At 77.5% G+C, this 20,288-nt stretch carries 21 protein-coding genes; 14 read left to right on the top strand and 7 right to left on the bottom strand.

Translation table 11 applies throughout. The annotated features are described in order from the left end of the window. Nucleotides 1-40: 40 nt before the first annotated feature. From tmk to ACRYMY_RS09485, 5 genes are all read left to right on the top strand, one after another. The gene (tmk, locus tag ACRYMY_RS09505) at nucleotides 41-712 is read left to right on the top strand and encodes a dTMP kinase (RefSeq protein ID WP_432547021.1); all 672 of its coding nucleotides are present in this window, start codon (nucleotides 41-43) and stop codon (nucleotides 710-712) included. Continuing rightward, nucleotides 709-1,956 (top strand): DNA polymerase III subunit delta', encoded by a 1,248-nt coding sequence (locus tag ACRYMY_RS09500; RefSeq protein WP_432547020.1) that lies wholly within the window; start codon nucleotides 709-711, stop codon nucleotides 1,954-1,956. The genes tmk and ACRYMY_RS09500 overlap by 4 nt, the downstream gene beginning before the upstream one ends. Nucleotides 1,957-2,100: 144 nt before the next feature. Beyond that, nucleotides 2,101-3,093, top strand: a complete 993-nt coding sequence (gene dhaK, locus ACRYMY_RS09495) for a dihydroxyacetone kinase subunit DhaK (RefSeq protein WP_432547019.1) — start codon at nucleotides 2,101-2,103, stop codon at nucleotides 3,091-3,093. Between the two features lie 5 nt (nucleotides 3,094-3,098). Then, complete coding sequence (gene dhaL, locus ACRYMY_RS09490; protein ID WP_432547018.1) at nucleotides 3,099-3,767, top strand: dihydroxyacetone kinase subunit DhaL; 669 nt, start codon at nucleotides 3,099-3,101, stop codon at nucleotides 3,765-3,767. Between the two features lie 2 nt (nucleotides 3,768-3,769). Continuing rightward, nucleotides 3,770-4,159 (top strand): PTS-dependent dihydroxyacetone kinase phosphotransferase subunit DhaM, encoded by a 390-nt coding sequence (locus ACRYMY_RS09485; protein ID WP_432547048.1) that lies wholly within the window; start codon nucleotides 3,770-3,772, stop codon nucleotides 4,157-4,159. A gap of 194 nt (nucleotides 4,160-4,353) precedes the next feature. Here the strand turns inward: ACRYMY_RS09485 and ACRYMY_RS09480 are convergent, their stop codons facing one another. Together ACRYMY_RS09480 and ACRYMY_RS09475 are read right to left on the bottom strand one after the other, a co-directional pair. After that, nucleotides 4,354-5,904: a GAF domain-containing protein gene (locus tag ACRYMY_RS09480; RefSeq protein WP_432547017.1), complete on the bottom strand. Its 1,551-nt coding sequence runs from the start codon at nucleotides 5,902-5,904 to the stop codon at nucleotides 4,354-4,356. A gap of 146 nt (nucleotides 5,905-6,050) precedes the next feature. Then, on the bottom strand, nucleotides 6,051-6,974 hold the full coding sequence (locus ACRYMY_RS09475) for an MBL fold metallo-hydrolase (protein WP_432547016.1): 924 nt from the start codon (nucleotides 6,972-6,974) through the stop codon (nucleotides 6,051-6,053). A gap of 177 nt (nucleotides 6,975-7,151) precedes the next feature. Between ACRYMY_RS09475 and ACRYMY_RS09470 the strand changes: the two genes are divergently transcribed. Together ACRYMY_RS09470 and clpB are read left to right on the top strand one after the other, a co-directional pair. Further along, nucleotides 7,152-7,691: a cell wall-binding repeat-containing protein gene (locus ACRYMY_RS09470; protein ID WP_432547015.1), complete on the top strand. Its 540-nt coding sequence runs from the start codon at nucleotides 7,152-7,154 to the stop codon at nucleotides 7,689-7,691. 261 nt (nucleotides 7,692-7,952) lie between these two features. Continuing rightward, nucleotides 7,953-10,601 (top strand): ATP-dependent chaperone ClpB, encoded by a 2,649-nt coding sequence (gene clpB, locus ACRYMY_RS09465; RefSeq protein ID WP_432547014.1) that lies wholly within the window; start codon nucleotides 7,953-7,955, stop codon nucleotides 10,599-10,601. A 60-nt stretch (nucleotides 10,602-10,661) separates the two neighbouring features. Here the strand turns inward: clpB and ACRYMY_RS09460 are convergent, their stop codons facing one another. Then, the gene (locus ACRYMY_RS09460; RefSeq protein ID WP_432547013.1) at nucleotides 10,662-11,492 is read right to left on the bottom strand and encodes an AraC family transcriptional regulator; all 831 of its coding nucleotides are present in this window, start codon (nucleotides 11,490-11,492) and stop codon (nucleotides 10,662-10,664) included. Between the two features lie 48 nt (nucleotides 11,493-11,540). Here ACRYMY_RS09460 and ACRYMY_RS09455 point away from each other — a divergent pair, with 48 nt between their 5' ends. The 4 genes from ACRYMY_RS09455 (at nucleotide 11,541) to ACRYMY_RS09440 (ending at nucleotide 15,602) form a co-directional block, all read left to right on the top strand. Further along, nucleotides 11,541-12,008, top strand: a complete 468-nt coding sequence (locus tag ACRYMY_RS09455) for a DUF2000 family protein (protein ID WP_432547012.1) — start codon at nucleotides 11,541-11,543, stop codon at nucleotides 12,006-12,008. 909 nt (nucleotides 12,009-12,917) lie between these two features. Next, the gene (locus ACRYMY_RS09450; protein ID WP_432547011.1) at nucleotides 12,918-14,072 is read left to right on the top strand and encodes a serine hydrolase domain-containing protein; all 1,155 of its coding nucleotides are present in this window, start codon (nucleotides 12,918-12,920) and stop codon (nucleotides 14,070-14,072) included. 36 nt (nucleotides 14,073-14,108) lie between these two features. Continuing rightward, the gene (locus ACRYMY_RS09445) at nucleotides 14,109-14,696 is read left to right on the top strand and encodes a DUF1684 domain-containing protein (RefSeq protein WP_432547010.1); all 588 of its coding nucleotides are present in this window, start codon (nucleotides 14,109-14,111) and stop codon (nucleotides 14,694-14,696) included. 90 nt (nucleotides 14,697-14,786) lie between these two features. Further along, nucleotides 14,787-15,602 (top strand): DUF892 family protein, encoded by an 816-nt coding sequence (locus ACRYMY_RS09440; RefSeq protein ID WP_432547009.1) that lies wholly within the window; start codon nucleotides 14,787-14,789, stop codon nucleotides 15,600-15,602. Nucleotides 15,603-15,683: 81 nt separating this feature from the next. Here the strand turns inward: ACRYMY_RS09440 and ACRYMY_RS09435 are convergent, their stop codons facing one another. Both ACRYMY_RS09435 and ACRYMY_RS09430 read right to left on the bottom strand, forming a co-directional pair. Continuing rightward, complete coding sequence (locus tag ACRYMY_RS09435; RefSeq protein ID WP_432547008.1) at nucleotides 15,684-16,244, bottom strand: tetratricopeptide repeat protein; 561 nt, start codon at nucleotides 16,242-16,244, stop codon at nucleotides 15,684-15,686. A gap of 95 nt (nucleotides 16,245-16,339) precedes the next feature. Next, entirely contained in the window at nucleotides 16,340-17,158 is an 819-nt protein-coding gene (locus ACRYMY_RS09430; RefSeq protein WP_432547007.1) for an exodeoxyribonuclease III, read from the bottom strand. Between the two features lie 60 nt (nucleotides 17,159-17,218). On the opposite strand from ACRYMY_RS09430, the gene pyrE reads away from it, so the two are divergent. The 3 genes from pyrE to ACRYMY_RS09415 are packed head-to-tail and all read left to right on the top strand — an operon-like array spanning nucleotide 17,219 to nucleotide 19,025. Continuing rightward, entirely contained in the window at nucleotides 17,219-17,800 is a 582-nt protein-coding gene (gene pyrE / locus ACRYMY_RS09425) for an orotate phosphoribosyltransferase (RefSeq protein WP_432547006.1), read from the top strand. Nucleotides 17,801-17,802: 2 nt separating this feature from the next. Further along, nucleotides 17,803-18,147 (top strand): hypothetical protein, encoded by a 345-nt coding sequence (locus ACRYMY_RS09420; protein WP_432547005.1) that lies wholly within the window; start codon nucleotides 17,803-17,805, stop codon nucleotides 18,145-18,147. Nucleotides 18,148-18,197: 50 nt separating this feature from the next. Continuing rightward, complete coding sequence (locus ACRYMY_RS09415) at nucleotides 18,198-19,025, top strand: putative RNA methyltransferase (protein WP_432547047.1); 828 nt, start codon at nucleotides 18,198-18,200, stop codon at nucleotides 19,023-19,025. A gap of 10 nt (nucleotides 19,026-19,035) precedes the next feature. Here ACRYMY_RS09415 and ACRYMY_RS09410 read toward each other — a convergent pair whose 3' ends face one another. Both ACRYMY_RS09410 and ACRYMY_RS09405 read right to left on the bottom strand, forming a co-directional pair. Beyond that, complete coding sequence (locus tag ACRYMY_RS09410; protein ID WP_432547004.1) at nucleotides 19,036-19,662, bottom strand: YigZ family protein; 627 nt, start codon at nucleotides 19,660-19,662, stop codon at nucleotides 19,036-19,038. After that, a complete protein-coding gene (locus tag ACRYMY_RS09405) occupies nucleotides 19,659-20,282 on the bottom strand; it encodes a DedA family protein (RefSeq protein WP_432547003.1) in 624 nt (207 codons plus the stop codon). The genes ACRYMY_RS09410 and ACRYMY_RS09405 overlap by 4 nt, the downstream gene beginning before the upstream one ends. Nucleotides 20,283-20,288 lie beyond the last annotated feature (6 nt).

Here is a 20,288-nt window from a genome sequence, read left to right as displayed (position 1 = left end):
GTCCGGGGCGGTGTGGGTGGGGGGTCCTACCCTGGCGCCCGTGACCGACACCGCCCTCCCGGGGTCCTTCGTCGCCCTGGAGGGCGGGGACGGCTCGGGCAAGTCCACGCAGGTGCGCCTGCTGGCCGAGCACCTCGCCGGCACCGGCCGCGAGGTGGTCGTCACGCGGGAGCCGGGGGGCACGGAGCTGGGCCGCGAGGTCCGCGCGCTGGTGCTGGCCGCCCCGGGCGGGCCGGTGCTGGACCCGCGCGCGGAGGCGCTGCTGTTCGCCGCCGACCGCGCCCAGCACGTCGCGCAGGTGGTGCGCCCGGCGCTGGAGCGCGGCGCCGTGGTGGTCACGGACCGGTACGTGGACTCCTCGCTGGCCTACCAGGGCGCCGGCCGCGCGCTGGCGGTGGACGAGGTGGAGCGCCTGTCGGCGTGGGCGACGGCCGGGCTGCGCCCGGACCTGACGGTGGTCCTGGACGTGGACCCGGTCACGGCGGCGGCCCGGCGCGGGCGCGACGCCGCCCGGGCGGGCGAGGACCGGCTGGAGGCGGAGTCGCGGGCCTTCCACGCGCGGGTGCGCGAGCAGTTCGTGCTGCTGGCCCGCCGCGACCCCGGCCGCTACCTGGTGGTGGACGCGACGGCTCCGGCGGAGGTGGTGGCGGCCGCGGTGCGCGAGCGGGTCGCGGTCCTGCTGGGGACGGCCACCGCGGCGGGCCGGGCGTGAGCACCGCGGCGGCCCCGGCCGCGCCGTCGGGGGCCCCCGGGGGCGTGTGGTCGCAGGTCGTCGGCCAGGAGCCGGCCGTGGCGGTGCTGTCGCGCGCGGCCGCGGCGGCCCGGGCCGCGGCCGCCGCGACGACCGCGGGTGCCGCGGCCGTGGCCGGGGTGGCCGCGGCGGGCATGACGCACGCCTGGCTGCTGACGGGCCCGCCGGGCTCGGGGCGGTCCGTGGCCGCCCGCGCGTTCGCCGCGGCCCTGGCGTGCGAGGACCCGGCGCGGGTGGGCTGCGGGACGTGCGCGGGCTGCCGCACAGCCCTGACGGGCGCGCACGCCGACGTCACGGTGTTCGCCACCGAGCACACGTGGATCCGTCGCCAGGACGTCGAGCCGCTCATCGCCACCGCCCAGCGGCGCCCGTCGGTGGGCCGCTGGCGGGTGGTCGTCGTGGAGGACGCCGACCGGCTCAACGAGACGTCCGGCAACGTGCTGCTGAAGACCATCGAGGAGCCGCCGCCGCAGACGGTGTGGCTGCTGTGCGCGCCGGCCGTCGACGACGTGCTGCCGACGATCCGCTCGCGCGCCCGGCACGTGCCGCTGCGGGTGCCGCCGGCCGACGCGGTGGCCGAGCTGCTGGTGCGCCGCGACGGCGTGGACCCGGCGATGGCGGCGTTCGCGGCCCGCGCGGCGCAGAGCCACGTCGGCCTGGCCCGGCGCCTGGCCCGCGACGAGGGCGCGCGCATCCGCCGCCGGGAGGTCCTGCGGCTGCCGGAGCGGCTGCGCGGGGTGGGCGACGCGGTCGTGGCGGCCGGGGAGCTGGTGGAGGTCGCCGCGGAGGAGGCGAGCGCGTCCACGGCCGAGCGCGACGCCCGGGAGAAGGCCGAGCTGATGCGCTCGCTGGGCGCCGACGGTCCGTCCCCGGTGCCGCCGGCGGTGCGCGCGCAGGTGCGGGCGCTGGAGGAGGACCAGAAGCGGCGGGCGCGGCGCGCGCAGAACGACGTGCTGGACCGCGCGCTGGTGGACCTGCTGGGCTTCTACCGCGACGTGCTCGTGGTGCAGCTGGGCGCGCCGGTGGAGCTCGTCAACGGCGACGTGGCCGCGGCGCTGCGCCGGGCGGCCGCGGAGTGCTCCCCGGAGGAGACGGTGCGCCGCACGGAGGCGGTGCAGCTGGCCCGCGAGCGCCTGGCGCAGAACGTCGCCCCGCTGCTGGCGGTGGAGGCGATGGCCCTGCAGCTTCGCCCGCGCGAGCGCTGAGGACACCCCCGCGCGAGCGTCCCGGCACCCGCCCCGGGGTGGTGCCGGGGGTCCGTTGACACCCGCTGACCGCGTGCCTAGCTTGCCGATCACGTCAGCGCGGACGCTCCCGGCGGCCGCGGCGTCGCGCCTCCTGGAGGAACCGTGGCCCAGCTGCTCAACGACCCCGCCGAAGCCGTCCCCGACGCGCTGCGCGGTATGGCCGCGTGCCACCCCGACCTGCACGTGGACCTGGAGAACCGGGTGGTGCGCCGCGCGGGCGGGCCCCGGCCGGGCAAGGTCGGCCTCGTCTCCGGGGGCGGGTCGGGCCACGAGCCCCTGCACGCGGGGTTCGTCGGCCACGGGATGCTCGACGCCGCCTGCTGCGGGGCGGTGTTCACCTCGCCCGTGCCCGACCAGGTGCTGGCCGCCACGCGGGCCGTGGACTCCGGCGCGGGCGTCCTGCACGTGGTGAAGAACTACACCGGGGACGTCCTGAACTTCCGGATGGCGGCGGAGGAGGCGGACGAGGAGGACGTGCGGGTGGAGACGGTGCTCGTCGACGACGACGTGGCCGTCACCGACAGCACGTGGACGGCGGGCCGGCGCGGCACGGGCGCCACCCTGTTCGTGGAGAAGGTCGTGGGCGCGGCCGCGGAGGAGGGGCTGGAGCTGGGGGAGCTGGCGGCGCTGGGCCGCGAGGTGGTCTCGCGCAGCCGCAGCTTCGGGGTGGCGCTGACGGCGTGCACGACCCCGGGCTCGGACCGGCCGGGCTTCGACCTGGCGGCCGGCGAGATGGAGGTCGGCATCGGCATCCACGGCGAGCCGGGCCGCGAGCGGGCCCCGCTGGCGCCGGCGCGCGAGGTGGCGCGCACGAGCGTGGCGGCGATCGCCGACGACATGCCCCTGGACGGGGAGGTGCTGCTGATGGTCAACGGGATGGGCGGCACGCCGCTGCTGGAGCTGTACGTGCTGGCCGCGGACGTGCGCGCGGCGGTGGAGGAGCGCGGTGGCCGGGTGGTGCGCGCCCTGGTCGGGAACTACGTCACGAGCCTGGAGATGGCGGGCAGCATGGTCAGCGTGTGCCGGCTGGACGAGCGGCTGACCCGCTGGTGGGACGCGCCGGTGCAGACGCCGGCGCTGCGCTGGGGCCGGTGATCCGCGTGAGCCCGGAGAGCGCTGCGGGGGGGAGCGTCCTGGACGCGGCGGCGGCCACCGCCTGGGTGCGCCGGTTCGCGCAGCTGGTGCAGGAGGACGCGGTGGCGCTGACGGACCTGGACCGCCCGATCGGCGACTCCGACCACGGCGTGAACCTGCGCCGGGGCGCGGTGGCGGTGCTGGCGGCCCTGGAGGGCCCGGACGCGCCGGCGACGGCCGCCGACGTGCTGCGCGCGGCGGGCACGACGCTGGTGAGCACGGTCGGCGGGGCCAGCGGACCGCTGTACGGGACGGCGCTGCGCCGGGTGGGCAAGGCGCTGGTGGGGGTGGACGCCGCGGGCGGGCCGGAGCTGGCGCGGGCGCTGCGCGCGGGCGTGGACGCGGTGGTGCGCCTGGGCGGTGCGGAGGTCGGCGACGCGACGATGGTCGACGCGCTGCTGCCGGCCGTGGAGGCGCTGGAGCGGGAGGTGGCGGCCGGGACGGCGCTGCGGGAGGCGGTGGGGGCCGCGGTGCGCGCGGCGCAGGAGGGCGCGGAGTCCACCGACGCGCTGGTGGCGCGCAAGGGCCGGGCCAGCTACCTGGGCGAGCGCAGCGCCGGGCACCGCGACCCGGGTGCGGCGTCGTCGGTGCTGCTGCTGCGGGCGCTGGCGGACGCGCTGGGGGAGCCCGCGTGAGCGTGCGGCTGGTCCTGCTCTCGCACAGCGCGACCGCGGCGGCGGGGGTGGCGGAGCTGGCCGGTCAGGTCGCCGGCGGCGCGGTGCTGGAGGCGGTGGGCGGCACGGCGGACGGCCGGCTGGGCACGGACGCCGGCGCGCTGGAGGCCGCCGCCCGCCGCGGCCTGGACGCCGGCGACGACGTCGCGGTGCTGGTGGACCTGGGCAGCGCGGTGCTGACGGCGAAGGCGTGGCTGGCGGACCTGGACGACGACGAGCTGGAGCGGGTGGCGCTGGTGGACGCGCCGTTCCTGGAGGGTGCGGTGGCGGCCGCGGTCACCGCCGCCACCGGCGCGGACCTGGCCGAGGTGGTCACCCGCGCCGAGGAGGCCCGCGACCTGCGCAAGCGCTGACCCGCCCCCGCCCGTCCCGCGCCCGTCCAACCCCTGCGACCTGCCGACCTCCGCGCCTCTCCCCACCTGCCGTGATCATGCGCGGGTGAACACTCACCCGTCCATGATCATCGTGATCTTGCTGGGTCTACCAGCAAGATCACGGAGAGGTGGGGCGGTCGGGGGCGGGGAGGAGCGCGAGGGCCGGGGCGGGGTCAGTCGAGGATCGCCCGGGTGGTCGAGCGCTGCTCCGTCAGGACGCCGCTGATGAGCTCCTGGGTGCGGTTGATCTCCGCGACCGCCCCGTGGATGTCGCTGAGGGAGGCGACGACCGCCTCGACGCGCGACTGGATCGCCTCCACCGTCGCGCTGACGTCGGCCGTGGCGCGCGCCGTCTCGGTCGACAGCTCCTTGACCTCGCCGGCCACGACGGCGAACCCGCGGCCGGCGTCCCCGGCGCGCGCGGCCTCGATGGTCGCGTTGAGGGCGAGCAGGTTGGTCTGCGCCGCGATGGCCTGGATGGCCCGCACGACCTGGTCGATCTGTCGGCTGGCCTCGCCGAGGGCGGCGACCTGCGCGTTGGCCTCGTCGGCGAGCTGCTCGCCGCGCGCGGCGACGGCGGAGGCGGAGGACACGTTGGCGCCGACCTCGTCGATGGAGGCCATCAGCTGCCCGCCGGCCTCGCGCAGGCGCGCCTCGGACGCGAAGCGCTCCAGCGCCTGGCCGACGAGGAAGGCGGTGTTGCGCAGGGCGCTCTGCCGGCTCGGGTGCATGATCAGCGTGCGGGTGGCGAAGAAGTCCATCGTGCCGATGAACCTGCCGCCGACGGTGATGGGCAGGCACACGCCGGACTTCACGCCCACGGCCTGGGCGGCGGGGCGGCGCACGCAGTCGGTGAGCTCGCCGAGGTCCTCGACGAACACGAGGTCCTGGCGGGCCCAGGTGCGCCCGGACAGCCCGACACCCTTGGCGAAGGAGGCGCTGCGGGTGACGCGGCGGAACTCCTCGCCGGCGTCGCCGGACTCCTGCACGAACCGCAGGACCTGCGCGTCCTCGTCCAGGCGCCAGAACGAGCCGTACTGCCAGTCGAAGTCGCGGCGGATGGTCTCCAGCGCGGTCGTCAGGGCCTGCTGCTCGTCGCGGGCGGTGACGAGCTCGCGGATGACGGTGGACACGGCCTCGGTGTCCTGCGCGGCCTTCTCCCGGCGCACCGCGTCGGCGACGCGGGTGATGGCCTCGGAGACGAGGACGCCGACGGTGCGCAGGACGGCCAGGCGGCCGGGGGAGGGCTCGATCCGCTCGGTGGTGAAGAAGTCCATCGTCCCGACGACCTGCCCGCCCTCGACGACGGGGAAGCAGATGCCGCTGCGCACGCCGGCGCGCACGGCGGCGGGGGCGCGCACGCAGTCGGCGAGCTCGCCGAGGTCGGGGACGAAGACGAGGTCGCGCTGGCGCCAGGCGCGCCCCGACAGCCCCACACCTTCGGCGAAGCTGGCCTCCAGGGTGACCTGCCGGAACTCCGCGCCGGCGTCGCCGCGCTCGACGGCGAAGCGCAGGACGCGGGTGGTGGGGTCCAGGCGCCAGTAGGAGCCGTAGGCCCAGTCGAAGCGGTCGCGCACGACGTCCAGGGCGGTGCCGACGGCCTGGTCGACGGTGGTGGCCGCGGCGAGGGCGACGACGACGGCGGTGACGGCCTCGACGTCGGCCTGCTGCTCGGCGAGCTGCTTGAGGGTCTGCGGGGCGGGGTCGCGTCGCTTGCTGAACATCGGGTCCTCCGGGTCTCCGGGAGCGCGGGTGGGCACCCGCGGCTGCCGGCCTCGACGTCGTCGACGGGTCCTGCAGGTGTCGGGGCCCGCGGGACCCGCCTTGACCCCCCGGGGAGGGATCTCACCCGTCCGGTGGTGGGCGCCGGTCAGCGCCGCGCGGGCACGGGCACCACGTCGAGGTCGGCGGCCACGTGCACCTCGACGTCGGCGCCGACGTCGGCGAGGGCCGCCCGGGCCTCGGCGGCGAACTCGCCGGGGTCGGTGTAGCGCTGGGAGAAGTGGGTCAGGACGAGGCGGCGCACGCCGGCGCGCGCGGCGGCGGTGGCGGCCTGGCGGGCGGTCAGGTGGGCGTAGCGCTCGGCCAGGTCGCGGTCGCGGTCCAGGAAGGTGGCCTCGACGACGGCCAGGTCGGCGCCGCGCAGGACGGCGTCGAGGGCGGGGTGGTCGCGGGTGTCCATGGCGATGGCGAACACCTGCCCGGGGCGCGGCTCGGTGACGTCGGCGAGCCGGACGCCGCGCAGGACGCCCTCGCGCTGCAGGCGCCCGACGTCGGGTCCGGCGATGCCGGCGGCGGCCAGCGCGCCGGGGACGAAGCGGCGCCCGTCGGGTTCGGCGAGGCGGTAGCCGACGGCGGGGACGCGGTGGTCGAGCAGGCGGGCGCTCAGGCGCGCGCCGGCGACCCCGGCGACGGGGACGTCGGCGTCGTGGGTCGCGTCGACGGCTTCGACGAGGGCGTGGACGTCCGCGTCGGCGACGGAGGCCAGCGCCCGCAGGTGGGCCTCGGCGTCGCGGGGGCCGTGGACGGTGACGGTGCGGCCGGGGGCGTCCAGCGCCATGCGGGCCAGGACGCCGGGCACGCCGAGGCAGTGGTCGCCGTGCCGGTGGCTGACGCAGATCCGCTCGACCCGGGGGGAGGCGACGCCGGCCAGGACCATCTGGCGCTGGGTGCCCTCGCCGGCCTCGAAGAGGACGGAGGTGCCGTCCCAGCGCAGCAGGTAGCCGTTGTGGTTGCGCGTTCGGGTGGGGGCCTGGCTGGCGGTGCCGAGGACGACCAGCTCCCGCGCGGACACGGCGCCCACTCTGCCAGCGCTGGCGCGTCCGGGTGACGCCCGGTGGCGCCCGGGTGACGCCGTCACCCGCCCGGCCCTCCCGCGGACGGGTGCTCGGGGCAGCGACCTCACGCAGCGCGCACAGTCGGTGGACGGCCCGCCGGCTCCGGCGGTGGGCTCCTCGAGACGGGAGTCACCGTGCAGCGCAAGAAGATCTTCGCCGTGTCCGCCGCCGTCGCCGTGACCGCGGGACTGGCCACCGCCGGCAGCGCGGTCGCCGCCGGCGCCGGCAAGTCCGAGACGGCCCGGTCCTCGGCCGCCGTGCAGGCCCTGCGGGCGGGCGGCACCGTGACCGCCGGGGCGAGCTCGGAGGCCACCACCGCTGCGACCGACGTGGGCGCCGGCGCCGTCCGCCTGTCCGGCCGGGACCGCTACGAGACCGCCGCGGACGTGGCGGGCACGTTCTGGGACGCCGAGACGACCGCGATCGTCTACCTCGCCTCGGGCACCTCCAGCGCCGACGCTCTGTCCCTGGGCCCCTCCACGATGCTGGCCGGGCCGCTGCTGCTGACCGAGCGCGACCGGCTGCCGGAGGTGACGCGCGCGGAGCTGGTGCGCCTGGAGCCGTGCTTCGTCGTCGTCGCGGGCGGTGCGGCCGTGGTGTCGGACGCCGTGGTCCTGGACGCCGAGCGGTACGCCGACCCCGCCAAGTGCGGCGAGGTCCCCACCGCCCCCTGACGTCCGCCGCCCGACGTCCACCTCCGGACTGCCCCCACCCCTCCCAGCTCCCGCCTCCACCCCCGCCGTGATCTCGCAGGGGGTCCCAGCAAGATCACGGCGGGGGTGGGCCGCGCTCGCGGTGATCGTGGACGGTGGGGCGCTCAGCCGTCCGTGATCACGGCGAGAGGACCTTCGACCCTGTGAGTTGAGCGGAACAAGCTCAACTCTGGCAGTGTTGTGCTCAGCGACCCCGCACACGCACTCGCCAGGAGGTAGCCCGTGGACCTCAAGCTCACGACCCGCGCGCAGGAGGCCCTGGCCGACGCCGTCGGCCGCGCCACCACGGCGGGCCACCCGCAGGTCGAGCCGCTGCACGTCCTCGCCGCCCTGCTGGGGCAGGAGAACGGCGTGGCCGGCCACCTGCTCACCGCCGTCGGCGCCGACCGGGCGACGCTCGCCCGCCGCGTCGACGGCGCGCTCGCCTCGCTGCCCAGCGCCTCCGGCAGCGCCGTCGCGCAGCCGCAGCTGTCGCGCCCCGCCCTGCAGCTCATGCAGGCCGCCGGCGACGAGGCGCGCGCCCTCGACGACGCCTACGTCTCCACCGAGCACCTGCTGCTCGGTGCCGCCGCCGGCCGGTCCGCGGCCGGGGAGGCCCTGCGCGCCGTCGGCGCCACCCGCGACGCGCTGCTCGACGCGCTGCCGACCGTCCGCGGCGGCGCGAAGGTCACCTCGCCCGACCCCGAGGGCACCTACCAGGCGCTGGAGAAGTACGGCGTCGACCTGACCGCGCAGGCGCGCGAGGGCAAGCTCGACCCGGTCATCGGCCGCGACGCCGAGATCCGCCGCGTCGTGCAGGTGCTGTCCCGGCGCACCAAGAACAACCCCGTCCTCATCGGCGAGCCCGGCGTCGGCAAGACCGCCGTCGTGGAAGGGCTGGCCCAGCGCATCGTCGCCGGCGACGTGCCGGAGTCGCTGCGCGGCAAGCGCCTCATCGCCCTGGACCTGGCGAGCATGGTCGCCGGCGCGAAGTACCGCGGGGAGTTCGAGGAGCGCCTGAAGGCCGTCCTGGAGGAGATCCGGCGCAGCGAGGGGCAGGTCGTCACCTTCATCGACGAGCTGCACACCGTCGTCGGCGCCGGCGCCGCTGAGGGCTCCATGGACGCCGGGAACATGCTGAAGCCGATGCTCGCCCGCGGGCAGCTGCGCCTGGTGGGCGCCACCACCCTCGACGAGTACCGCGAGCGGATCGAGAAGGACCCCGCGCTGGAGCGCCGCTTCCAGCAGGTGTTCGTCGGCGAGCCGAGCGTGCCCGACACCATCGGCATCCTGCGCGGCCTGCGCGAGCGGTACGAGGCGCACCACAAGGTCGCCATCTCCGACGCCGCCCTCGTGGCCGCCGCCACGCTGTCCGACCGGTACATCTCCGGCCGCCAGCTGCCCGACAAGGCCATCGACCTCGTCGACGAGGCCGCGTCCCGGCTGCGCATGGAGATCGACTCCTCGCCCGTGGAGATCGACGAGCTGCGCCGCGCCGTGGACCGGCTGCGGATGGAGGAGCTGGCGCTGTCCAAGGAGGACGACGCCGCCTCCCGCGAGCGCCTGGACGCGCTGCGCGCGCAGCTGGCCGACCGGCAGGAGCAGCTGACCGCGCTGACCGCCCGCTGGGAGCAGGAGAAGGCCGGCCTGAACCGCGTCGGCGAGCTGAAGCAGCGCATCGATGAGCTGCGCTCGCAGGCCGAGCGGCTGCAGCGCGAGGGCGACCTGGGCGGGGCCAGCGAGGTCCTGTACGGGCGCATCCCCGCGCTGGAGCGCGAGCTGGAGCAGGCGCAGGCCGCCGAGAGCCAGGCCGCCGAGCACAAGCCGATGGTCGCCGACGAGGTGGGCCCCGACGACATCGCCGAGGTCATCGCCGGCTGGACCGGCATCCCCGCCGGCCGGATCCTCGAGGGCGAGACGGAGAAGCTGCTGCGCATGGAGGAGTTCCTCGGAGCCCGGCTCATCGGCCAGGCCGAGGCCGTGCGCGCGGTCTCGGACGCGGTGCGCCGCAGCCGCGCCGGGGTCGACGACCCCGACCGCCCGACGGGTTCCTTCCTGTTCCTCGGCCCGACCGGCGTCGGCAAGACGGAACTGGCGAAGGCGCTCGCGGACTTCCTCTTCGACGACGAGCGGGCGATGGTCCGCATCGACATGAGCGAGTACTCGGAGAAGCACGCGGTGGCCCGCCTCGTCGGCGCCCCGCCCGGGTACGTCGGCTACGAGGAGGGCGGCCAGCTCACCGAGGCCGTGCGCCGCCGGCCGTACTCGGTGGTGCTGCTGGACGAGGTGGAGAAGGCCCACCCGGAGGTGTTCGACATCCTCCTGCAGGTCCTCGACGACGGTCGCCTGACCGACGGGCAGGGCCGCACGGTGGACTTCCGCAACGTCATCCTCGTGCTCACCTCGAACCTCGGGTCGCAGTTCCTCGTCGACCCGGAGCTGTCGCAGGCCACCAAGCGCGACGCGGTGATGAGCGCCGTGCGGGGGAACTTCAAGCCGGAGTTCCTCAACCGCCTCGACGACGTCGTGGTCTTCGACCCGCTGTCGACGCAGGAGCTCAGCCGGATCGTGGAGCTGCAGGTGCAGCGGCTGGCCGGCCGCCTGGCCGACCGCCGCCTGAGCCTGGACGTCAGCGACGCGGCGAAGGACTGGCTGGCCATCACCGGATACGACCCCGCCTACGGGGCGCGGCCGCTGCGCCGGCTGGTGCAGCGCGAGATCGGCGACCGGCTGGCCCGCGCGATCCTCGCCGGCGACGTCCGCGACGGCGACACCGTCGAGGTGGACGTGGAGGACGGCGGTTTCTCCGTCGACCTCGACGCCCCCGGGCAGGGCGCCGGGTCCTCCGGGCTCGTCGTGCGCCGGGCGGAGAGCGGCGTCAGCGCGCGCTGACCTTCGCGGACGGGCCCGCCGGACCACCCGGTCCGGCGGGCCCGCCCGCGTCCGCGGGCCTCACGCGCCCGCCCGCACCACCCCGGCGAACCGCGCGGGCGTCGTGCCCAGCACCCGCCGGAAGTGCCGCGTCAGGTGCGACTGGTCGTGGAAGCCCGCCCGCGCGGCGGCTTCGGCGGGCCGGGTCCCGGCCAGCAGCAGCCGCCGGGCCAGGTCGACGCGCCGCGCCGTCAGGTAGGCGTGCGGCGGCAGGCCGTGGTGGTGGCCGAACGCGCGCACCAGGTGCGCGGTGCTCGCGCCGAGGAGGGCGGCGGCGTCGGCCAGCGCGATCCCGTCCACCACGTGCTCGTCGAGCAGCTCGCGCAGCCGGCGGGCCAGCGGGCTGTCCTCGTGCCGGGCGGGCTCCGGCCCGCCGGCCGCGCGCGAGCGCAGCGCGTCGACGACGAGCGCCGCCCGCCCGGCCGCCTCGAACTCCTCCCCGGGCCGGCTGGCCGCCTCGTGCAGCGCGGAGACCGCGGTCCACGCGCGCGGGTCGCCCAGCGCCGGCGCGCCGGCGAAGAACCCCGCCGCCGCGGCCGGCAGCGCGTCCGGTTCCAGGTACACCACGCGCTTGCGGAAACCCTCCGGCGTCGCGGCCCGCCCGTCGTGCGCGACGTGCGGGGGCAGGACCGTCACCGCGCTCCGGTCGCCGGCGTGCCGGTGGCGCTCCAGCCCGTAGTCCACGGCGCCCTCGTCGACGAGCAGGACCGTCCACGTGTCGTGGGTGTGCATCGGGTAGGCGTGCCGGGTGAAGCGCGCCCGCAGGACCTCGGCGACCCCCGGCACGCCCGGGCGCCGGCTGCGGACGAACTCGCCCGGCCCCGGACCCGCCGCAGCGGAGTTCGCAGCCACCGCAAGAACGTACAAGACGGCCCCGCGCGCGGTCCGCACGCTGGACGGGTGAGCACCCAGACCACCGCCACCGGGATCGTCGACGCCGCGGCCGGTGACGCCCCGCCGCGCCCGGCCACCAAGACCGCCGTCCTGCTGCGCGACGACCTCGCCCCCTGGCAGCGCCTGAACGTCACCGCGTTCCTCGCCTCGGGGGTCACCGCCCGCCACCCCGACCTGGTGGGGCTGCCGTACGCGGACGCCGACGGCCAGGCCTACCTGCCGCTCCTCGGTCAGCCGGTCCTCGTGTTCGAGGCCACCGGCGCGCTCCTGGCGACCGCCCGGGAGCGTGCGCTGACCCGCGGCGTGGACGTCGCGGTCTTCACCGCGGACATGTTCGCCACCGGCCACGACGCCGCCAACCGCGCCGTCGTCGCCCGCGTCGCCGGCGCCGACCTGGACCTCGTCGGCCTGGCCGTCCACGGCGCGCGGGGCGCCGTCGACAAGGTCGTCAAGGGTGCCCGCCTGCACCCGTGAGGCGGGCGGAACCCCGTGGAGGTCCGCGGCCGGTGCTGCCGGGCTGACCCGCGTGCGCGGTGGGGGAGGGACCCGGCTGCGGTGGCAGGAGCTCCCGCCGCACGTGCGCGCCGGGGTCGGTGACGTCCTCGGCGCCCCGGTCGTTCGCGCCGACAGCCAGGCCGGGGGTTTCTCCCCGGGGTCCGCCGACCGGGTCGTCACCGCCACCGGCCGCCGCGCGTTCGTCAAGGCGGTCGGGCCGGAGCCGAACGCGCACAGCCCGCAGCTGCACCGGCGCGAGGGACGGATCAGCGCGGCGCTGCCGCCGTCCCTGCCGGTGCCGCGGCTGCTGGGGACGGTCGACGACGGCGGCTGGGTCGCCCTCGTCCTGGAGGAGGTCGACGGGCACCAGCCCGCCCTGCCGTGGCGGCCGGCCGACGTGGCCGCGGTGCTGGACGCGCTCGCCGCGCTCGCCGCCGGAGCGACCCCCTGCCCGGTGCCGGACCTGCCCGCGGCCGCGGACGCGCTGCGCGAGGACTTCGCCGGGTTCGAGCGCCTGGCCGCCGACGGCGTCCGGCTGGCCGGGCTGGACGAGCTGCGCGACCTCGCCCACGACCCGCGACGCCGACCCCGGCGAGCTGACCGCGGTCCTGGCCGGGTTCGCCGCCCACTTCCTGGACGGCGCCCGCCGGCCGGCGCCGCCGGGCCTGCCGACGCTGCGGGAGTTCCAGCGCGTGCAGGGGGAGGCGCTGCTGGCGTGGGTGCGCCGGCGGGCCGGCCCGCTAGCGGACTGACCCGCCCGTCCGCGGCCCGCGGACGCCGCCACAGCGGTCCGCGACCCGGCGGGAGGTGTTCACGTCCCGGACCTTGTCCGGGGTGGCGACCTGCGCCACCCTCGGCGCGAGGCGACCACCACGTGAGGGGACGACGATGACCACCACGACGAACGCCCGACGACGCGTCCTCCCGGCGGCGGTGCTGTCCGCCGTGCTGCTGGTCGCCCCCACCTCGGCGGCGACCGCGGCACCCCCGGCACCCCCACCGCTCCCGGCGGCGGCGCCCGCCGACCCCGCCGCGGTGCAGGCGGCCCTGGACGCGCTGACCAGCTCCGGGGCGCAGGGCGCCCAGGTGCGCGTCACCGAGGACGGGCGCGAGCTGCTGCTGCGCAGCGGCACCGCCGACCACGGCGGGGTGCGGCCCGTCCCGCTCGACGGCCGCTTCCGCGTCGGCAGCATCACCAAACCGGTCGTGGCCGCGGTCGTCCTGCAGCTCGTCGGCGAGGGGCGCGTCGAGCTCGACGCCCCCGTGGAGCGCTACCTGCCCGGTCTGCTGCCCGACGGGGACCGGATCACCGTGCGGATGCTGCTGCAGCACACCAGCGGCCTGGCGGAGTACACCGGGCTGCTGCCGGTGCGCGCCGACGGCTACGACGACCGGGAGGCCTACGAGGAGGCCCGCTGGCAGCGCTGGGAGGACCGCGACCTCGTCGCGCTCGCCACCGCCCGCCCCCTGGACTTCGAGCCGGGGACGGCGTGGAGCTACTCCAACACCGGTTACGTCGTCGCGGGGATGGTCGTGGAGGCCGTCACCGGCGCACCGTGGGAGCGCGCCGTGCAGGAGCGGGTCCTCGCACCGCTCGGGCTGCGCGACACCGCCGTGCCCGGCACGGCGCTCCTGCCGCCGCCGCACGCGCACGGGTACCTGCGGATCGAGGGGCAGGTCGTGAACGCGACCTGGCTCGACCCGTCCGTCGCGGACGCGGCCGGCGCGCTCGTGTCCACGACCGCGGACGTCGACCGCTTCCTCGCCGCGCTGCTGGGAGGGGAGCTGCTGCCCCCCGAGCTGCTGGCGGAGATGGTGCGCCCCACCGCGACCTCACCGGCGTACGGGCTGGGGATCGCCGTGGTGCCCCTGCCGTGCGGTGGCGCCCTGTACGGCCACGACGGCGGCATCGACGGGTACCTCAGCGTCGCCTACAGCACCCCCGACACCCGCGAGCGGCTCGTCCTGTCGCTCACCACGGCACCCGACCCCGGCGAGTTCCGCGGCGGCCAGGAGCTGCTCGGCGAGGTGTTCTGCGGCTGACGCGCCGCGCGGCGGGCGCTGCGCGAGGGTGGTCCGGTGAGCCGACTGGACGTCCTGGACTGGCGCCGCCGCACCGCGGCCCTGTACACCGCGGTGCGCGCCGCGCCCGACCCCGCGACCGGGCACGGGCTGTGGCGCGCCGGGCGCGACGAGCTGTTCGCCACCCACCCCGCCTCCCCGCTGCCCCCGGAGCGCCGCGCCGCCTGGACCGGCCTGCCCGTGGCGCCCCACGACCCGGCGCTGCGCTTCGAGGTCGCCGTCGAGGACGCCCCGCCGCAGCGGCACGACGTGGCGACCGGCACCGACGGCACCGTGCACCTCGAGCGCGTCGGGCGCGTCCAGCTCGCGGGCGTGGGGACCCTCGACGTGTGGTGGCTCGACCAGTACGGCGGCGGGCTGTTCCTGCCCCTGCGCGACCCCGGCCCCGGCTACGGCGGCGGCCGCTACCTGCTGGACACCGTCAAGGGCGCCGACCTGGGCGGGCGCGACGGCCGGCTCGTCGTCGACCTGAACTTCGCCTACGCGCCCAGCTGCGCCCACGACCCGGCGTGGGCGTGCCCGCTGCCCCCGCCGGGGAACGTCGTCGACGTGCCCGTGGTGGCCGGGGAGCTCGCGGCGCCCTGAGCGCCGCCCGCGCCGAGTGCGGTCCCGGCCCCCGCGTGCCAGGGTCGGGGGCGGTCGAGCAGCAGGCCCCCACGACGTCGAGGAGGAACGATGTTCGAACGGCTGAACACCCCCGAGAAGATCTTCAGCTACAAGCTGGGCGCCGCGCTGACGATGGAGCGCGACGTCCTGGCGATGCTCGGCCGTCTGGAGGAGGCCGCCCAGCGCCCCGAGCTGAAGCAGCTCCTGCGCGAGCGCGCCGCCGAGACCAGCGTGCAGGTCGAGGCCCTCGAGCAGTGCTTCTCCCTGCTCGGGGAGGAGGTCGACGACTCCCCGTGCCCGGTGACGAAGGCGCTGGCCGCCGAGGCCGAGGCCACGCTGAAGAAGACCGACGACTCCCTCGCCGACGCCGTCGTCCTCGCCGCGGCCCTGGAGACCTCGTACCACGAGCAGGCCGTCTACGAGACGCTCGCCGTGCACGCCCGGGCCCGCGGCGCCCGCGAGGTGGCGACCCTCCTGGGCTCCAGCCTCGCCCAGCAGCAGACGGCCGGCTCCAAGGTGAAGGCGCTGGCGGAGCGGATCGCGATGTCCGGTGTCGCCACCGAGGTCGAGGGCGGCAGGAGCGCCGGCGTGACGGCGGGCATCGCCGCCGGCGTGGCCGCCACGGTCGGCGTGGCCGCGGCCGCCGCCTCGAAGGTGGCCGACGAGAAGGCCAAGGGCGAGGCGCGCGAGGCGGCGGAGGAGTCCCTGCGGACGGAGACGACCACCACGACCGTCACCCCGCCGGCCACCGCGCCGGCCACCGCGCCGGTCACCGATCCCGGGGCGACCGGGGCGACCGGGGCGACCGGGGCGGAGAAGTTCGACGACAGCGCCCTGCAGGAGCGCATCGCCGAGAGCGAGGGGCGCGGCGGCTCCCAGCACTGAGGGCGACCGCCCGGGGCGGCGCCGGCCGGTCACCCGCCGGACGGCGCCGCCCGCGGTCGGGCCCGGGAACGGGCCGCCGTCTCAGTCGACGGGCAGCGACGGCGCCGGCAGCCCCGCGCCGGCGCGCAGGTCCACCACCGAGGGCCGGCCGCGTCCACGCCGCCACGCGCCCAGCAGCGCCTCCACGGCCTCCTCGTCGCCGCTGCAGCGGAACAGCCCCTGCGTGTAGACGCGCTGGGCCTCCTCCGGCTGCCGGTGCCAGGCGAACTCCTCGCCGAGGAACAGGTACGCCTCCACGTCGGTGACGCGTTCGCGCAGCACCTGCTCGGCCAGGGCGACCGCCTCGCCGAGGTGACCGCACACCAGCAGCGCCGACACGACGTAGCAGCGGGTGTCCGGGCTGACGTGGTCGCCGGTGCCCAGGGCCTGCCGGGCCAGGCGCAGCGCGCGGGCCCCGTCCCCGGCGAACGCGGCGTGCTCGCTGGCCGCGACCAGCAGCCGCCCGCGCGAGACGGAGTCGCCCGGCACGGCGCCCAGCGCCCAGGACTCCAGCAGCTCGGCGACGGCCCGCTGGCCCGGCGCGTCGTTCGCGGCGCTCAGCTCGACGGCCTCGAGGTCGGTGGTGCTGACAGGTGCTCGCACCGTCGCGAATCTAGTGATCGGACACCGGCGCGTCTGCTCCGCGCAGGCCGTCCGGCCGCTCTTCAGCCGTTCGGCGCAACCCGCGCAGCGCGCTCTCAGTACAGCGGGGGCAGCGGCCCGGTGCCGTCCAGCTCCACGAGGACGGGCGCGTGGTCGGAGGCGCCCTTGCCCTTGCGCTCCTGGCGGTCCACCGTCGCCCCGCTCACCCGCGCCGCCAGGGCGGGGGAGCCGAGCACGAAGTCGATCCGCATGCCCTGCCGCTTGGGGAAGCGCAGCTGCGTGTAGTCCCAGTACGTGTAGACGCCCGGCCCGGGCGCGTGCGGGCGCACCACGTCGGTGTACCCCGCGTCCTCGAGCGCCCGGAACGCCGCCCGCTCCGGACCGGACACGTGCGTGGCGCCCGCGAAGAACCCCGGGTCCCACACGTCCTCGTCGGTGGGGGCGACGTTGAAGTCGCCGACCAGCGCCACCTGCGCGGCCGGGTCCTCGGCCAGCCAGCGGCGCCCCGCCGCGCGCAGGCTCTCCATCCACACCAGCTTGTAGGCGTAGTGCGGGTCGTCCAGGCCGCGGCCGTTGGGCACGTACAGGCTCCACACGCGCACCCCGCCGCACGTGGCGCCGATCGCGCGGGCCTCGACGACCGCCGGGTCCCCGAAGACCGGCACGTCCGCCGCGAAGGTCGTCGCGACGTCCTCCAGCCCGACCCGCGAGGCGATCGCCACGCCGTTCCACTGCGACAGGCCGTGGTGGGCGACCTCGTAGCCCAGGTCGCGGAACGCCTGCTCGGGGAACTGCTCGTCCTTGCACTTGGTCTCCTGCAGGGCGACGACGTCGACGTCGCTGCGGTCGACCCAGGCGAGGACGCGGTCCAGGCGGGCGCGGACGGAGTTGACGTTCCAGGTGGCCAGGCGCACGCCCCGGACGCTACCCGCCGCGCCCGACACCCCCGCGGGCGCTGACTAGGCTGGGGCCCCGTGACACCCCCCGCCGCCAGCTCCGCGCGCGAGCGCCTCGCCGCCCTCATCGCCGCCGACGCCGTCGTCCGCGGCCGCGTGACGCTGTCCAGCGGCGCCGAGGCCGACCACTACGTCGACCTGCGCCGCACCACCCTGGACGGGGAGGCCTCCGCCCTCGTCGGCCCGGTCATGCTCGACCTGGTCGCCGACTGGGACTTCGCCGCCGTCGGCGGGCTGACGATGGGCGCCGACCCGGTGGCCCTGGCGATGGTCCACGCCGCCAACGCCACCGGCTGGGCCGACGCCCACGGCGCCGCCCTGGACGCCTTCGTGGTCCGCAAGGCGGAGAAGACGCACGGCCTGCAGCGGCGCATCGAGGGCCCCGACGTCGCCGGGCGCCGGGTGCTGGCCGTGGAGGACACCTCCACCACCGGCGGGTCGGTGCTCACGGCCGTCGAGGCGCTGCGCGCGGCGGGCGCGGAGGTCGTCGGCGTCGCCGTCATCGTCGACCGGGACACCGGCGCGCGCGAGCGCGTGGAGGCCGCCGGCCTGCCCTACCGCGCCGCGTTCGGGCCGGCCGACATCGGGCTGGGGGACTGAGCGTGGGCACCGCCGGCACGGTGGTCACCGTCCTCGTCGTCCTGCTGCTCGTCGTGGCGGTGGTGTGGGCGCTGAGCACGCGCGCGGCGCTGGTGCGGCTGCGCGACCTGGCCGTGGAGGCCGGGGCGCTGGCCGAGCGGCGGCGCTCGCGGCTGGCGGAGCTGCACGCCGCCGGCGCCGCCGACGAGCGCGCCGTGACCGACGCCGAGCACCGGCTGGCCGGGGACGTCGCCTTCCACGCCGCGGCCGTGCGCGCCTACGACGCCCGGCTCTCCCGGCCCCCGGCCTCGTGGGTGGCGGCCCTGTCGGGCATGCACCCGCTGGGCGCGGCGGCCGACCGGTCCTGAGCGCGGGTCCCGTGGCGACCGCCGGGGGGCCCCGGCCGCTGCCGGCGGCCCTGACCGCGGTGCTGCCGCGGCTGCGCTGCCCCGTCTGCGGGCAGCCGCTCACCGCCCGGGACCGGACCCTGGTCTGCCCGTCCGGGCACGCCGTCGACGTGGCCCGGCAGGGCTACGTCAACCTCGCCGTGGGCGCCGGCGCGCACCCCGGGGACGGGCCGGCGATGGTCGCGGCCCGCGAGGCGTTCCTCGGCGCCAGCCACTACGCGCCCGTGTCGGCGGCGCTGGCCGCGGCGGCCGCCGCGGAGCCGGACGCCGGGCTCGTCGTGGACGTCGGCGGCGGCACCGGGCACCACCTGGCCGTCGTCCTGGACGCGCTGCCGGGCGCCGCGGGCGTGTGCGTGGACACCTCCGTCCCGGCGCTGCGGCGCGCCGCCCGCGCCCACCCTCGCGCCGCCGCCGTCGGCGCTGACGCCTGGCGCGGCCTGCCCCTGGCGGACGCCTGCGCGGACGTGGTCCTCACCGTCTTCGCGCCCCGCGGCGCCGCCGAGGTGGCCCGGGTCCTGCGCCCGGGCGGGCGCTGGCTCGTGGTGACCCCGCGCCCGGAGCACCTGGCGGAGCTGCGCGGTCCGCTGGGCACGCTGGCGGTGGACCCGCGCAAGGACGAGCGGCTGGCCGCCGACCTCGCCGCGTTCGAGGTGCTGGGGCACGAGGACGTCACCGTGCGCCGCGACCTGGACCACGCCGCCCTGCGCGCGCTGGTGGGGATGGGGCCCAGCGCCCACCACCTCACCGCGGACGAGGTCGCCGCCCGCGTGGCGGGCCTGCCCGACCCGACCCCCGTCACCGTCGCCGTGCGCCTGACCACCGCCCGCCGCCCCGGCTGACGACCGGCTGTCAGCCCCGCACCGGCCGGACGGCCCGGCCGAGGGGAGTGGCGGTGGCCGGCAGGCCCGCGGCAGCCAGTTCGGCGGCCGCGTCGGCGCCCGGCGGCAGCACGAGCACGGCCCGCCAACCGTCCCCGCACCACACGACGTCCTCCACGTCGTGGCGGCGGCGCAGCTCGGCCTCGACGCGGCCGGCGTCGGCCGGGCCGGCGTGCACCGCGACGAGGTCGACCCAGCGTCGCGGCGCGAGACCGGCCTCCTCCAGCGCGCCGGAGACGGCGCCGCCGTAGGCGCGCACGAGCCCGCCGGTGCCCAGCAGCGTCCCGCCGAACCAGCGGCTGACGACGGCCACGACACCGGTCACCCCGGCACCCTCGAGGGCCCCGAGCATCGGCGCGCCCGCCGTCCCCGCCGGCTCCCCGTCGTCGCTGGAGCGCCGCAGCGACCCGTCGTCGCCGAGCACCGCGGCCGTGCAGTGGTGGCGGGCGTCGGGGAACTCGCGGCGCACGCCCGCGACGACGGCCTCGGCCGCGGCCTCGTCGGCGACGGGGCGCAGCGTGCAGACGAAGCGGGAGCGCTCGACGACGGTCGTGGTGCGCACCGCCCGGGCGGGCACGGGCCGCGGCGGGCCGCTCACGGGGTGCGCGCGCCGCGACGCCGTCGCACCCACGCCACGAGGGGGGCGACGACGGAGAAGGCGACCGCGGTGATCGCGATGCTGTAGGCGACGGTGCGGATCCACGGCAGCGACTCGGCGCCGTACCCGGCCAGCACGAGCGCCGCGCCCCACGTGAGGGCGCCGACGACGTTGGCGCTGGCGAACTTCGGGTACGACATCGCGGAGATGCCGGCGATGACGGGCACGAACGCCCGCAGCCACGGGATGTAGCGGCAGGCGACGACGGCGAACCAGCCGTAGCGCTCGTAGAACGCCTCCGCGCGCGGCAGGTGCGCGGCGGCCTTCCCGGCGCGGCGCTGCAGCCATGGCCGGCCCAGCCGCCGCCCGCACCAGTAGCCGACGGTGTCGCCCGCGACGGCGGCGAGGAAGACGCCGACGACGAGGACGGTCACCGAGACGGGTGAGCCCTCGCGCCCGGAGATGAGGCCGGCGGTGAACAGGACGGTGCTGCCGGGCAGCCAGAAGCCGACGAGGGTGCCGGTCTCGGCGAAGACGATGCCGAAGACCAGCGCGTACAGGCCGAACGCGCCCAGGCCCTCGAGGTTCGGGTCGGCGAGCTGCGCGAGCCAGTCGGACACCCCCCG

Origin of the sequence: Kineococcus haloalkalitolerans, assembly GCF_050871905.1 — a bacterium.
In the GTDB taxonomy this organism is placed as follows: Bacteria; Actinomycetota; Actinomycetes; order Actinomycetales; family Kineococcaceae; genus Kineococcus.
This window is presented reverse-complemented; position numbering and strand designations above follow the sequence as displayed.